The sequence below is a fragment of the Enterobacter sp. BIDMC 27 genome, assembly GCF_000534415.1.
In the GTDB taxonomy this organism is placed as follows: domain Bacteria; phylum Pseudomonadota; class Gammaproteobacteria; order Enterobacterales; family Enterobacteriaceae; genus Enterobacter; species Enterobacter hormaechei_C.
This window is the reverse complement of record NZ_KI973178.1, coordinates 1,694,337-1,708,303: the sequence shown is the minus strand read 5'-3', so window position 1 is coordinate 1,708,303 and position 13,967 is coordinate 1,694,337. Positions and strand designations below refer to the sequence as shown.

At 55.3% G+C, this 13,967-nt stretch carries 13 protein-coding genes; 11 read left to right on the top strand and 2 right to left on the bottom strand.

The window, feature by feature from the left end; genetic code table 11:
- Nucleotides 1–78: 78 nt before the first annotated feature.
- Both mrcB and hrpB read right to left on the bottom strand, forming a co-directional pair.
- The gene (gene mrcB, locus L463_RS14485; RefSeq protein ID WP_015572709.1) at nt 79–2,604 is read right to left on the bottom strand and encodes a bifunctional glycosyl transferase/transpeptidase; all 2,526 of its coding nucleotides are present in this window, start codon (nt 2,602–2,604) and stop codon (nt 79–81) included.
- Between the two features lie 152 nt (nt 2,605–2,756).
- On the bottom strand, nt 2,757–5,186 hold the full coding sequence (gene hrpB / locus L463_RS14490) for an ATP-dependent helicase HrpB (protein WP_032103209.1): 2,430 nt from the start codon (nt 5,184–5,186) through the stop codon (nt 2,757–2,759).
- 73 nt (nt 5,187–5,259) lie between these two features.
- Between hrpB and thpR the strand changes: the two genes are divergently transcribed.
- The 11 genes from thpR (at nt 5,260) to L463_RS14545 (ending at nt 13,908) form a co-directional block, all read left to right on the top strand.
- The gene (gene thpR / locus L463_RS14495) at nt 5,260–5,814 is read left to right on the top strand and encodes an RNA 2',3'-cyclic phosphodiesterase (protein WP_003856249.1); all 555 of its coding nucleotides are present in this window, start codon (nt 5,260–5,262) and stop codon (nt 5,812–5,814) included.
- Complete coding sequence (gene sfsA / locus L463_RS14500; RefSeq protein WP_032103207.1) at nt 5,804–6,508, top strand: DNA/RNA nuclease SfsA; 705 nt, start codon at nt 5,804–5,806, stop codon at nt 6,506–6,508. The genes thpR and sfsA overlap by 11 nt, the downstream gene beginning before the upstream one ends.
- A 176-nt stretch (nt 6,509–6,684) precedes the next feature.
- Complete coding sequence (gene dksA / locus L463_RS14505) at nt 6,685–7,140, top strand: RNA polymerase-binding protein DksA (protein ID WP_001155232.1); 456 nt, start codon at nt 6,685–6,687, stop codon at nt 7,138–7,140.
- Between the two features lie 59 nt (nt 7,141–7,199).
- Nucleotides 7,200–8,090: a tRNA glutamyl-Q(34) synthetase GluQRS gene (gene gluQRS / locus L463_RS14510; protein ID WP_032103206.1), complete on the top strand. Its 891-nt coding sequence runs from the start codon at nt 7,200–7,202 to the stop codon at nt 8,088–8,090.
- A 42-nt stretch (nt 8,091–8,132) separates the two neighbouring features.
- A complete protein-coding gene (pcnB, locus tag L463_RS14515; protein ID WP_026080645.1) occupies nt 8,133–9,530 on the top strand; it encodes a polynucleotide adenylyltransferase PcnB in 1,398 nt (465 codons plus the stop codon).
- On the top strand, nt 9,527–10,006 hold the full coding sequence (gene folK / locus L463_RS14520; protein ID WP_032103204.1) for a 2-amino-4-hydroxy-6-hydroxymethyldihydropteridine diphosphokinase: 480 nt from the start codon (nt 9,527–9,529) through the stop codon (nt 10,004–10,006). Before pcnB ends, folK begins: the two co-directional genes overlap by 4 nt.
- A gap of 123 nt (nt 10,007–10,129) precedes the next feature.
- Nucleotides 10,130–10,921 carry a 3-methyl-2-oxobutanoate hydroxymethyltransferase gene (gene panB / locus L463_RS14525; RefSeq protein ID WP_015572705.1) on the top strand — a complete coding sequence of 264 codons (792 nt, stop codon included), beginning with the start codon at nt 10,130–10,132 and terminating at the stop codon, nt 10,919–10,921.
- An 11-nt stretch (nt 10,922–10,932) separates the two neighbouring features.
- A complete protein-coding gene (gene panC, locus L463_RS14530) occupies nt 10,933–11,784 on the top strand; it encodes a pantoate--beta-alanine ligase (RefSeq protein ID WP_032103202.1) in 852 nt (283 codons plus the stop codon).
- Between the two features lie 32 nt (nt 11,785–11,816).
- Nucleotides 11,817–12,197, top strand: coding sequence for an aspartate 1-decarboxylase (gene panD, locus L463_RS14535; protein ID WP_003856284.1), 381 nt, complete (start codon nt 11,817–11,819; stop codon nt 12,195–12,197).
- A gap of 277 nt (nt 12,198–12,474) precedes the next feature.
- Complete coding sequence (locus L463_RS14540; protein ID WP_032103200.1) at nt 12,475–13,083, top strand: fimbrial protein; 609 nt, start codon at nt 12,475–12,477, stop codon at nt 13,081–13,083.
- 81 nt (nt 13,084–13,164) lie between these two features.
- Nucleotides 13,165–13,908 carry a fimbrial chaperone gene (locus L463_RS14545; RefSeq protein ID WP_015572704.1) on the top strand — a complete coding sequence of 248 codons (744 nt, stop codon included), beginning with the start codon at nt 13,165–13,167 and terminating at the stop codon, nt 13,906–13,908.
- Nucleotides 13,909–13,967: the final 59 nt, after the last annotated feature.

Genomic DNA, 13,967 nt, shown 5'->3' with positions numbered 1-13,967 from the left:
ATAATTTTAAATATAAATGAATGTAAACATAAAAAAAGGCCGCTTAATCATTAAGCGGCCTTTTATTCAGGAAACTAATTAGTTTCCGCCAAACATGTCCTTGATCCAGCCGGCGACACCGTCGCTGTCTTTCTTCTCATTCTGCTGCTGCGGCTGTTGCTGCTGCGGCTGCTGAGGTTGAGAAGACTGATCGAACGGGTTACCTGTCGGTTCTTCTGGCTGACTTTGCTGACACAGCGCATCCGGGTTAGTCGTCCAGACCGGCAGCGTACGCATCCCGCCACCGCAGATAAAGTTGCCCGATGCGTCCACGCCCATATCAACGATATCTTCCGGGGCAACCAGGTTCAGCGGCACCGGAGACTGGTTGGCCAGGTAGCGCTGGTAAATCGACATCGCACCGCTCGCGCCATACAGTTTGGTCGGCTGGTTGTTATCGCGCCCCACCCAGGTGATGACCACTTCACGACCATCAATACCGGCGAACCAGGTATCGACGTTGTTGTTGGTGGTCCCGGTTTTACCCGCCAGATGCAGGCCCGGATACTTCGCTCCCAGCTGACGGCCGGTACCGCGCTGGACAACCTGCTGCATGGTCCACAGCGTCATATAGGCCGCCTGCGCCGGAACTGCGCGCTCAGCCTGCGGGAAGCTCTGATACAGCACGGAGCCATCTTCGGCAATCACCGAACGCAGAGCGGAAAGCGGAGCACGGTTACCGCCGCTGGCGATGGTCTGGAACGCCTGCGCCACTTCGATTGGCGTCAGGTTAAGCGCCCCCAGAATCATCGCTGGCACCGGGTGCAGCTGATCTTTCGGTACCCCCAGCTTCTGCCAGGTGTCGGTAATGGCCGGCAGGCCCAGCGCCATTCCGAGGTTAACCGTTGGCACGTTCATCGAGCGGGTTAACGCATCCACCAGCATGACCTGGCCGCTGAACTGTCTGTCATCGTTCTGCGGTGACCAAACCTGGCCGTTAGGCTGGCGCAGGGAAATTGGCGCATCGGCAATCCAGGTATTCAGGCGATAAAGATTCGGCTGGCTCAGCGCGGTCAGATAGGTCGCCGGTTTTGCCAGTGAACCAATTGAACGACGCGCCTGCATGGCACGGTTATAGCCCGCAAACTGCGGCTCAGCACCGCCCACCATGGCACGAACTTCGCCGGTGTTACGGTCAACCACTACCATCGCGGTTTCCAGATCGCTCAGCTTACGCTGCTTTTTCAGCGCCGGAATACCTTCTACCGCCGCTTTTTCTGCGGCGTCCTGTGCCACGGAGTCAAAGGTGGTAAAGATCTTCACGCCGGAGAGATCTTTCACTTTATCCCCGAGCTTAGACTGCAACTCCTGACGCACCATCTGCATAAAGGCTGGCTGCGGAGAAATCACCCCACCACGCGGCTGAACGCCCAGCGGACGCGCGCTCAGCATGTCGTACAGCTCCTGGTCAATCACCTGCTGTTGTTGCAGCAGACGCAGCACCAGGTTACGACGCTCCAGCGCCAGTTTCGGGTTACGCCACGGGTTGTAGATCGACGCGCCTTTCACCATGCCCACCAGCAGTGCCTGCTGGTCAAGGCTCAGCTCTTCTACCGGACGACCAAAGTAGTACAGGCTCGCCAGCGGGAAGCCGCGGATCTCGTTGTCACCGCTCTGACCGAGGTACACCTCGTTCATGTACAGCTCAAGAATACGATCCTTGCTGTAGCGTGCATCCATCAGCACGGCCATGTACGCTTCATTGGCTTTACGCCAGTAAGAGCGTTCGCTGGAGAGGAACAGGTTTTTCACCAGCTGCTGGGTCAGGGTACTCGCCCCCTGCACCGTACGCCCGGCGGTCAGGTTCGCCAGTACCGCACGACCAATGGAGTAAAGGCTAATACCGTCGTGCTCGTAGAAGTGGCGGTCTTCGGTTGCCAGCAGGGTATCTACCAGCAGATCCGGGAAGCCATTACGCGCCACGAACAGGCGCTGTTCGCCGTTTGCGGACGACAGCATGGTGATGAGGCGCGGATCGAGACGGAAGAAACCGAACTGGCGATCGTTATCCATGTTCTCAATGGTTTCCAGACGATCGCCGTCAAAGGTCAGACGCGCGCGCACCTGCCCTTCTTTACTGTCCGGGAAGTCGAACGGACGGCGGATCATCTCAATGCTTTTCGCCTGGACGGTAAATTCACCCGGACGGGTCATTTTCGTGACCTGACGATACTGCGTGGCTTGCAACAGCTTCACCATCTCGTTCTTGCTGATGGACATGTCCGGCTCAAGGTTCACCATGCGACCGTACACTGCCGCAGGCAATTGCCAGACTTTCCCGTCGATACGGCTGCGGATCTTCTGATCCAGATAAACGCCGTAAATCGCGATCAGGACAACAAAAACAATGAACAGCTTCAGCAGCAACCAGAACCAGCCGCGCTTACCACGAGGCTTACGCCCTTTGCCTTTCCCTTTACGTGGCATCGGTTCTTCATCCTCATAATCGTCTTCATAGTCATCGTCATACTCCTCATCTCTGAGGCGACGACGGCTTACCTTTTCTTTCGCCGGACGCGTCGGCTTTCCCTTACGTCCTATTGGCTCGCGGTCATTCCCCGCCATGCTTTTTCTCCGCAACATTCAGGCGCAAAGGCCAGATTTTCTTATCTTGCACAGGTCAGTGAAAGAAGAAATCTCTCAAAGTTTGTTTCTCCCTCTCCCTGTGGGAGAGGGCCGGGGTGAGGGCATCAGGCCGCACTCCCCTTTTCGATCCATTACGAATATTTCTTCGTGCGCCGTGTCGGCGCGGTATTCGCCGGATCGTCCGGCCAGACGTGTTTGGGATATCGCCCTTTCATCTCTTTCTGCACTTCACGATAGCTCCCCGCCCAGAACGCCCCCAGATCGCGGGTGATCTGCAAGGGACGATGCGCAGGCGAAAGCAGCTCAAGCACTAACGGCACGCGCCCTTCAGCGATGGACGGCGTGGTGGCCTCACCAAACATCTCCTGCATCCGAACCGCCAGCGCCGGCGGATTATCCTCATGATAACGAATGGCAATCCGGCTCCCGGTTGGCACAGTGTAATGCCCAGGCAGTTCACTATCCAGACGTTGACGTAACGACCAGTCCAGTAAATTCTGTAACGCTGCCTTAACATCAAGCGCCTTCAGGGCGCGCAGCGAGTGTACACCGTTCATCTGCGGCAACAGCCATTGTTCAAGCGTCGCGAGCAGCGTCTCATCATCCACCGCAGGCCACCCCTGTTCCGGCAGCCACTTCGCGGCGCAATGCAGGCGAATGCGATACTGTTCGGCCTCCGGCGTCCAGTTCAGTACGCTCAGCCCTTTTTCCCGAATGCCGTTCAGCATCGCCTGGTGTAACTCTTCCTCCGACGGCTTCGCCAGCGGTTTCGTCCCGAGCGTCAGTTTGCCAATCTGGCTACGACGGAACGCCTTCAGCGTGCCCTGGGCATCATCCCATTCCACGATGTCAGATTGCTGAAGCAGCTGCGGGCAGGCACGCGTCAGCGCGTCAATATCCACGGCAACCGCCTGTAAAATACGCGCGTCCGGGGAGTGGCTGCCCTGGAGCAAGAGCGGCGCGATCAGCCATTCGTGACGCGTCAGGGCGTCATCGCTGTCCAGCATCGCGCCCATCCCATTTGCCAGCTGATAGCGACCATCCAGCCCGCGACGGCGAGCGATCCTGTCCGGGAAGGCCTGGGCCAGCAGAGGGATAACTTTATCGCTGTCAGGCGAACCGCCCCGGCAATTCAGGCGTTTACACAGCTGCTGCGCGCGTTGTTGCCAGTTTCCCTGATGGCGAGAAAAGGCCTGTCCCAGATCGCTGCTGCCACCGCGCGGCGGCTCCTCAAGAATAGCCGCCAGTTTTGCCGCCGTGGCAATTTCATCGTCGCCCTGTGCTGCCACCAGCATTGCCGCCAGACGCGGATCGTTGCCCAGCGCCGCCATTTTCTGACCGCGCGCCGTCAGTCGCTCGCCTTCCAGCGCGCCAAGCTGGGTCAGCAGGCTGCGCGCGGCGGAAAGGTTCACGACAGGCGGAGGATTAAGCCAGGTGAGCTGGTCAGGGGCCGGGCAGCCCCACTGCATCAGATCCATCACCAGCCCGGAGAGATCGCTTTGTAAAATCTCAGGCGTGCTCTGCAATGCCGCACGCTCCGCCTGCTCGGCGCTGGTTAAATGCAGGCAAATACCCGGCTCAAGACGCCCTGCTCGCCCTGCGCGCTGCACCATTGAGGCCTGGCTGATGCGCTGCGTCAGTAGCCTGGTCAGCCCGGTACGCGGATCAAAACTGGCCACCCTCTCCTGCGTACTGTCCACCACCAGGCGAATGCCTTCGATGGTCAAACTGGTTTCCGCGATATTGGTTGCCAGCACCACTTTGCGCTGCCCCGCCGGTGCGGGAAGGATCGCCTTGCGCTGGTCAGCCAACGGCAGCGCGCCGTAGAGCGGGCACAGCATAACGTCACTGTTCACCCGGGATGCCAGCTGCTCCTGTACGCGCTGGATTTCGCCTGCGCCGGGTAAAAACAGCAGCAGCGAGCCGGGTTCCTGACGGAGCAATTCGGCGGTGGCGATGGCAACCGCTTCGTCAAAACGCTGATGGGCAGGCAGCGGCTGATAGCGGCGCTCGACCGGGAACGCACGCCCTTCAGAGGAGATCATCGGCGCGTCAGGGAGCGTCTGCCGGAGCCGCTCGTTATCCAGCGTCGCCGACATAATCAGCAACCGAAGGTCGTCGCGCAGCCCCTGCTGAACGTCGAGCAGCAGCGCAAGGGCCAGATCGGCCTGGAGGCTGCGCTCGTGAAATTCATCAAGGATCACCAGCCCGACGCCGGTCAGCTCCGGATCGTTTTGCAGCATACGGGTGAGAATACCTTCGGTGACCACCTCCAGCCGCGTGGACGGTCCAACGCAGGTTTCGGCGCGCATCCGGTACCCTACCGTCTCGCCCGGTTTTTCATTCAGCAGTTCCGCCAGGCGCTGCGCCACATTGCGCGCGGCCAGCCTGCGTGGCTCCAGCAGGATAATTTTCCCGCTGATGCTCCCCTCGCGCAGAATTTGCAGGGGCAGCCAGGTGGATTTACCCGCTCCGGTGGGCGCGCTGAGCAAAACCTGTGGCGCATGTTCTAAGGCTGCGAGAAGCTCAGGAAGGACGACGGCGACGGGCAAAGAGGACACTTACGGCTCCAGAGGGTTAACATTAATCGGCGTACATTGTAGCATCGGCGCATATCATTACCGAGTCTTGCGCATGTCTGAGTCAAAACGGCTATTCTTCGCCATTGAATTACCCACCACGCTTCAACGGCAGATTGTTCGCTGGCGCGCCAGCCACTTCCCCGCGGAAGCGGGCCGCCCCGTCGTCGCCGCCAATATGCACCTGACGTTAGCCTTTCTTGGTGAAGTAAGCGCTGAAAAGCAGCGCGCGTTAAGCGCAATGGCCGGACGCATTTCGCAGCCGGGGTTTACGCTGCATCTTGACGATGCCGGGCAATGGCTGCGCTCTCGGGTGGTCTGGCTGGGGACGCGGCAGCCCCCTCGCGGACTGCTACAGCTCGCCAACATGCTGCGGGCGCAGGCCGCGCGCAGCGGCTGTTATCAGAGCCCGCAGCCGTTTCATCCCCACATTACCCTGCTGCGCGACGCGGGTCAGGCCGTTGCCATCCCGCCACCGGGCTTTCACTGGTCCTTTCAGGTGAATGAATTTGCGCTGTACGAATCTGCCTTTGTACAAGGACGCACCCGCTATACTCCGCTCCAGCGCTGGACGCTGGGCGACACGTTAAGGAATCCTGATGAAGTTTAGCCCTGCACTCCAGCCCGCCACGCTGATCCAGCGTTACAAACGCTTTCTCGCTGACGTGATCACCCCTGAGGGCGAAACGCTCACGCTGCACTGCCCTAACACCGGCGCCATGACCGGTTGCGCCACGCCGGGTGACACGGTCTGGTATTCCACATCAGAAAATACTAAACGCAAATATCCCCATACATGGGAAATGACCGAGACGCAAAGCGGGGCATTTATTTGCGTGAATACCCTGCGCGCAAATCAGCTGGTTAAGGAAGCCCTGACAAATGGAATCCTTCCTGAACTGGTGGGTTACGGCACGCAAAAAAGCGAAGTGAAATATGGCGATGAAGGCAGCAGAATTGATTTTATGTTACAGGCGGAAGACCGCCCTGAGTGCTATATTGAAGTGAAATCAGTGACGTTAGCGGAACAGGAAAACGGCTTCTTTCCGGATGCGGTAACGCTACGTGGCCAGAAGCATCTGCGAGAGCTAATGAGTGTAGCGGCGGCGGGCAAGCGCGCCGTGTTGCTGTTTGCGGTTCTGCATTCAGCCATTGAACGGTTTTCCCCGGCCCGTCATATTGATCCTAAATACGCGCAATTGTTGAATGAGGCACAAAAGCAGGGGGTAGAGATTTTCGCTTATAAAGCGGAACTTTCTGCCGATAATATGACTCTGAGATCCTCTCTTCCCATTGTCTTATAAGGGATTAGACGATTGACTAATAAGTGTTCTGGCCGCGTGCGCAAATACGCTTTTCCTCACAGGGTTGTCAAGTGTTACGTTTAGATAATTGCCATACGGAAAAGCATCTGCTATTTATAGCGACCTGATTTTTCCCCCAACACGGGGATCGATAGTGCGTGTTAAGGAGAAGCAACATGCAAGAAGGGCAAAACCGTAAAACATCGTCCCTGAGTATTCTCGCCATCGCTGGGGTGGAGCCGTATCAAGAGAAGCCGGGCGAAGAGTATATGAACGAAGCCCAGCTGTCGCACTTCAAGCGTATTCTTGAAGCATGGCGTAATCAACTCAGGGATGAAGTCGATCGCACCGTTACACATATGCAGGATGAAGCTGCTAACTTCCCGGACCCGGTCGACCGTGCCGCTCAGGAAGAAGAGTTCAGCCTCGAACTGCGTAACCGTGACCGCGAGCGCAAACTGATCAAAAAGATCGAAAAAACGCTGAAGAAGGTCGAGGACGAAGATTTTGGCTACTGCGAATCCTGCGGTGTTGAAATCGGTATTCGTCGCCTGGAAGCGCGTCCAACAGCCGATCTGTGCATCGACTGTAAAACGCTGGCAGAAATCCGCGAAAAACAGATGGCCGGCTAACGCCTGCCCTCTCACTACTCAGCTAAGGCGGGAGTCTCTCCCGCCTTGTTACCGTTGATATGTCTGAATCTCACTATATCGGGCGCTTTGCGCCATCTCCCTCCGGTAAATTACACTTCGGCTCATTAATTGCCGCGCTCGGCAGCTACCTACAGGCTCGCGCCCGTCAGGGTCAATGGCTGGTCCGCATTGAAGATATCGATCCTCCACGTGAAGTTCCCGGTGCAGCAGAAACTATTCTGCGTCAGCTGGAACATTACGGTCTTCACTGGGACGGCGACATACTCTGGCAGTCTCAACGCCATGATGCCTACCGTGAACGTCTGGCGTGGCTTGCTGAACAGGGCCTTTCCTATAACTGCACCTGCACGCGGGCGCGAATTCAGAGCGTGGGTGGCGTTTACGACGGCCACTGCCGTACGCGGCACAACGGTCCTGAGAATGCTGCCGTGCGGCTGATACAGCGTACTCCAGTGACGCAGTTTACCGACGTACTCTCAGGAACAATTCAGGCGGATGAACGCCTGGCGCGTGAAGATTTTATTATTCACCGTCGTGATGGTTTGTTTGCCTATAACCTGGCGGTGGTTATCGATGACCATTTCCAGGGCGTTACGGAAATCGTGCGCGGGGCGGATCTGGTTGAGCCTACCGTGCGGCAAATATCGCTTTACCAGCAGTTTGGCTGGGCGGTGCCGGATTACATCCATCTGCCGCTGGCAGTCAATGAACGGGGAAATAAGCTATCGAAACAGAATCATGCCCCGGCGCTGCCTGAGGGCGATCCGCGCCCGGTTTTGATCGACGCGCTGCGATTTCTCAACCAGAATGTAACGCAGGAATGGCAGGATCTGAGTCTGGATGAATTGCTGAAAACGGCCATTGCTGACTGGGCGCTTATGGCCGTGCCAAAAATCCAGCATTCTCAAATGCGTTGCGCTGAGCTATGATTAGCCGCTTTTTTGATAACAAAACACACTACGAGGTGTACTATTTTTACCCGAGTCGCTAATTTTTGCCGTAAAGTGCTGAGCCGCGAAGAGAGCATGGCGAACGACGCTATTGCACAGCCACACATGTCGGTCATTCCGCGTGAGCAGCACAATATTTCCCGCAAAGATATCAGTGAAAATGCCCTCAAGGTGCTCTATCGTCTGAATAAAGCAGGCTACGAGGCCTATCTCGTCGGCGGCGGGGTGCGCGATTTACTGCTGGGCAAAAAACCAAAAGATTTCGACGTGACGACCAGCGCCACGCCTGAGCAGGTGCGTAAATTATTCCGCAACTGCCGTCTGGTTGGCCGCCGTTTCCGTCTGGCGCACGTGATGTTTGGACCGGAAATTATTGAAGTGGCGACCTTCCGCGGTCACCACGAAGCGGGCGTTAACGATCGCACGACTTCCCAGCGCGGCCAAAACGGCATGCTGCTGCGTGACAACATCTTCGGCTCTATTGAAGAAGATGCTCAGCGTCGCGATTTCACCATCAACAGCCTTTACTACAGCGTGGCGGATTTTACCGTGCGCGATTACGTCGGCGGTATGCAGGATCTGAAAGACGGTCTGATTCGCCTGATCGGCACGCCGGAAACACGCTATCGCGAAGATCCGGTCCGAATGCTTCGCGCCGTGCGTTTCGCCGCCAAGCTGAACATGCGTATCAGCCCGGAAACCGCAGAGCCGATCCCGCGCCTGGCGACGCTGATCAACGACGTGCCCCCTGCCCGTCTGTTTGAGGAGTCGTTAAAGCTGCTCCAGGCAGGCTACGGGTTTGAAACCTACAACCTGCTGCGTGAGTACAACCTGTTCCAGCCGCTGTTCCCGACCATTACCCGCTACTTCACCGAAAACGGTGACAGCGCAATGGAGCGGATAATTGCGCAGGTGCTGAAGAACACCGATACCCGTATTCATAACGATATGCGCGTGAATCCGGCGTTCCTGTTCGCGGCCATGTTCTGGTATCCGCTGCTGGAAACGGCGCAGCGCATTACCCAGGAGAGCGGTCTCGCCTATTATGATGCGTTCGCGCTGGCGGCAAACGACGTGCTGGACGAAGGCTGTCGCACGCTGGCGATCCCGAAACGTATTACCACGCTGGTGCGTGATATCTGGCAGCTTCAGCTGCGTATGTCCCGCCGTCAGGGTAAACGCGCCTGGAAGCTGATGGAGCATCCTAAGTTCCGCGCCGCGTTCGATCTGCTCTCTCTGCGTGCTGAAGTTGAAAGGAACCCGGAACTACAGCGCCTGGCGCAGTGGTGGGGCGAGTTTCAGGTTTCTGCGCCACCGGAGCAAAAAGATATGCTTACGGATCTGGATGATGAACCGGCACCGCGCCGTCGTCACCGTCGCCCGCGCAAACGCGCACCGCGTCGTGAAGGCACGGCATGACCCTTGCGTATATCGCCATCGGCAGCAATCTGGCCTCTCCGCTGGAGCAGGTTAACGCTGCCGTGCAGGCTCTGGGAGAGATCCCCCAAAGCCGCATCGTCGCGCTGTCCTCATTTTACCGTACGCCGCCGCTTGGCCCGCAGGATCAGCCTGATTATCTGAACGCCGCCGTGGTGCTGGAAACGACCCTTGACGCAGAAACGCTGCTGGATAATACCCAGCGTATTGAGCTACAGCAGGGTCGCGTCCGCAAAGCCGAACGCTGGGGACCGCGCACGCTCGATCTCGATATTATGCTTTTCGGTCATGAGGTGATTAACACCGAACGCCTCACCGTTCCGCATTACGACATGAAAAACCGCGGGTTTATGCTCTGGCCGCTGTTTGAAGTCGCGCCCGATCTCACCTTCCCTGACGGCGCCTCGCTGCAATCCGTTCTGCAAAATCTCAACGCGGATAAACCGGCCCGCTGGTAATCCCGCCTCCGCATCGATTAACCATTCCTTATTTGCGGTTAATCGATTGCCTAAAATCATTGTTCCCTCAAATGTTACTGTTAGAATGCGCAAAGATTCGCTTTTGGGCCATCAGGAAACAGTATGAAACCAACCACCATCTCCTTATTGCAGAAATGCAAACAGGAAAAAAAACGCTTCGCCACTATCACCGCGTATGACTACAGCTTCGCAAAACTGTTTGCCGAAGAAGGGATCAACGTCATGCTGGTCGGAGACTCGTTAGGGATGACGGTACAAGGACATGATTCCACTCTGCCGGTCACGGTCGAGGATATTGCTTACCATACCCGCGCCGTGCGCCGGGGTGCCCCCGCCTGCCTGCTGCTTTCCGATCTGCCGTTTATGGCGTATGCCACCCCGGAGCAGGCCTTCGAAAATGCGGCGACAGTGATGCGCGCCGGCGCCAATATGGTCAAAATCGAAGGCGGCGCCTGGCTGGTCGATACGGTGAAAATGCTCACCGACCGCGCCGTGCCGGTTTGTGGTCATTTGGGGCTGACGCCGCAGTCGGTCAACATCTTTGGCGGATATAAGGTGCAGGGCCGAGGCGATGCGGCGCAGACGCTGTTTGATGATGCCGTGGCGCTGGAAGCTGCGGGCGCGCAGCTGCTGGTGCTGGAGTGTGTGCCGGTTGAGCTGGCTAAGCGTATCACTGAGGCGCTGTCGATTCCGGTGATCGGCATCGGTGCGGGTAACGTCACCGATGGCCAGATTCTGGTCATGCACGACGCCTTCGGGATCACCGGCGGCCATATTCCAAAATTTGCTAAAAATTTCCTGTCAGAAGCAGGCGACATGCGTGCTGCTGTGCGGCAGTATATTGCCGAGGTTGAGTCCGGCGTTTATCCGGGCGAAGAACACAGTTTCCATTAAGGAGTCCAGGTGTGCTAATCATAGAAACCCTGCCGCTGCTGCGTCAGCATATTCGTCGGGCGCGTCAGGAAGGTAAACGTATCGCCCTTGTCCCAACCATGGGCAACCTGCACGACGGCCATATGAAGCTGGTCGATGAAGCGAGAGCCCGGGCAGATATCGTGGTAGTTAGTATCTTCGTTAACCCGATGCAGTTCGATCGCGAAGACGATCTGGCGCGCTACCCACGTACCTTGCAGGAAGATTGCGAGAAGCTCAAAAAACGTCATCCGGATATCGTCTTCGCACCGGCACCCGCTGATGTGTATCCCCAAGGCACCACTGAATCGACCTACGTCGACGTGCCGGGTATTTCGACCATGCTGGAGGGCGCCAGCCGCCCGGGCCATTTCCGTGGCGTCTCCACCATCGTCAGCAAGCTGTTTAACCTGGTGCAGCCGGACATCGCCTGCTTTGGCGAGAAAGATTTCCAGCAGCTGGCGCTGATCCGCAAGATGGTCGCGGATATGGGTTACGACATCGAGATCGTCGGCGTACCGATTGTGCGTGCGAAAGATGGCCTGGCGCTCAGTTCCCGTAACGGCTATCTGACCGCCGAACAGCGTAAAATTGCGCCGGGCTTAAGCAAAGTCATGAATACTATGGCAGAGCAACTGCTGGCAAAAGAGTTAACAGCAGAAGAGATTATCGCCCTGGCTGAACAGGCGCTGAACGAGAAAGGTCTTCGTGCTGACGACGTTCAAATTCGGGATGCCGATACGCTTCTGGCACTTACAGAGACCAGCAAACGTGCGGTAATTCTGGTGGCGGCATGGCTCGGCCAGGCCCGCCTTATCGATAACAAAGTGGTTGAGCTGGCGTAGTTTTTCTACCCGGAAGATGAAAGGTAAACGTAATGATTCGCAAAATGCTGCAAGGTAAACTTCATCGTGTGAAAGTCACTCAGGCCGACCTGCATTATGAAGGCTCCTGCGCGATCGACCAGGATTTTCTCGACGCGGCGGGTATTCTCGAAAACGAAGCCATTGATATCTGGAACGTAAATAACGGCAAACGCTTCTCTACCTACGCCATTGCCGCTGAGCGCGGGTCCAAAATCATCTCCGTCAACGGGGCGGCGGCGCACTGCGCGGACGTAGGCGATATCGTGATTATCGCCAGCTTTGTCATGATGTCTGACGAAGAAGCGCGTCGCTGGCAGCCAAAAGTAGCCTACTTTGAAGGCGACAATGAGATGAAACGTACCGCGAAGGCGATTCCGGTACAGGTTGCCTGATAATATTTATCCCACGACCCATTCCTGCGCATTTATTAAATGAATGGGTCTTTAAAAAGCATTTATAGAATTAATATTCAAACTCTCCCCGCACAACCAGACAATCCCATCACATTGATAACAAATAATTTTAAATTTACTAAACTATTCATTTAGTTTAAATCACGCACAACATCTATATTTCATTGAGATTAACAATATAATTCGCCACGAAATTTAATTTCAAATAAAAGATTTACGGGCACTTATTATTCACTCAACGAATATGGATATTTAAATGATTTCTAAAAAATATGGTTTGGCAATTGCTATGGCAAGCGTATTGGCTGCGGGTTCAGCGGTAGCAGCAGATCCTGACACCGGCACTATTACTTTCCACGGCATGGTTTCTAACAATACTTGCCAGGTCTCCCTTGACCAGAAAATCGATCAGAACGGTAACGATTTTGATGTGACTCTGGACACTGTATTTGTGCGTGATTTCGCAAACGCACTGGGTAGCACCAGCACCCTGGGTGAAAAGAAATTCAGCCTTACACTGACCGGTTGTGATACCGCAACTGTGAAGAAAGCATCTGCACAGTTCTCTTCCTGGGCTGGCTCCTCTTCTACCGAAGGCGGTCTGCTGGTTCCACCAAGCAATGCTCAGGGTTCAGCTAAGAACGTTAACCTGGTGCTGTCAAACGACGGTAACTCAGCTGTCGATCAGATCAAAATTGACCAGACTAACAACTCCCAGAAAGCAACCATCGATGAAACTTCTGGCGCAGGAAACCTGTACTACCGCGTAGCTTACACCCAGGGTCAGGGTTGGGATGCAACAAGTAATCCAGTTTCTGCTGGTACCGTGCAGGCACAGGTTGCCTTCACCATGATTTACGAATAAGAGATTCGAAAACTTTAAATTAAGCAATCCTTCATGATGAATGAGGGATTGCTTGTGTAATTCCAAAAGGAAGTGGAAAAAATGTCTCATTCAGTCTTCATTAAAAGTTTTCAAGCCGTATTGCTCGCAACTGCCGTTTTGGCCACATCGAATGCAAGTGCGGATATTGTTATTTCCGGCACCCGTATTATCTATCCACAGTCATCGAAGGATGTTGTTGTTAATCTCGATAACCATGGAACCAAACCGCTTTTGGTTCAAACCTGGCTTGATGATGGGCGTGATGGCGTAAATCCGGAAGAGTTAAAGCTTCCTTTTATCATTACCCCTCCAGTATCCCGTATTGACCCGAAAAAAGGCCAATCCGTACGTATTACCTACACAGGTACACCTTTACCACAGGATCGTGAATCGCTTTTCTGGTTCAATGTCCTGGAGATTCCACCAAAATCAAAAGCTGCGGATAAAGAGAATCTTAACCAGCTTCAGCTGGCATTCAGAACACGTATTAAATTCTTTTACCGTCCTGACGGGTTAAAAGGCTCGGCAGGTGAAGCAGCTGAGCATTTAACATGGACGCAGAAAAAAGAAGGAAACGCGGTTAAGCTTGTTGCCCATAATAATTCACCGTATAACGTCTCCGTTTCGGCGGTAACCATTAAAGCCAGTCAAAAAACATACGACGTTGATCATAAGGCCGTTCCACCGTTCAGTGATACCACAATGACGGTTAAAGGTTTAGCTTCTGCCGTAAATGGTAAAGTAGAGTTTGATTCTATTAATGACTATGGCGGCACAGACCATCACGAAGCGGGACTAAAATAGAGCACCCTTTAATACATATAATAATTAATAGCATTAACTCTGTGGAGAGCACCCTCTCT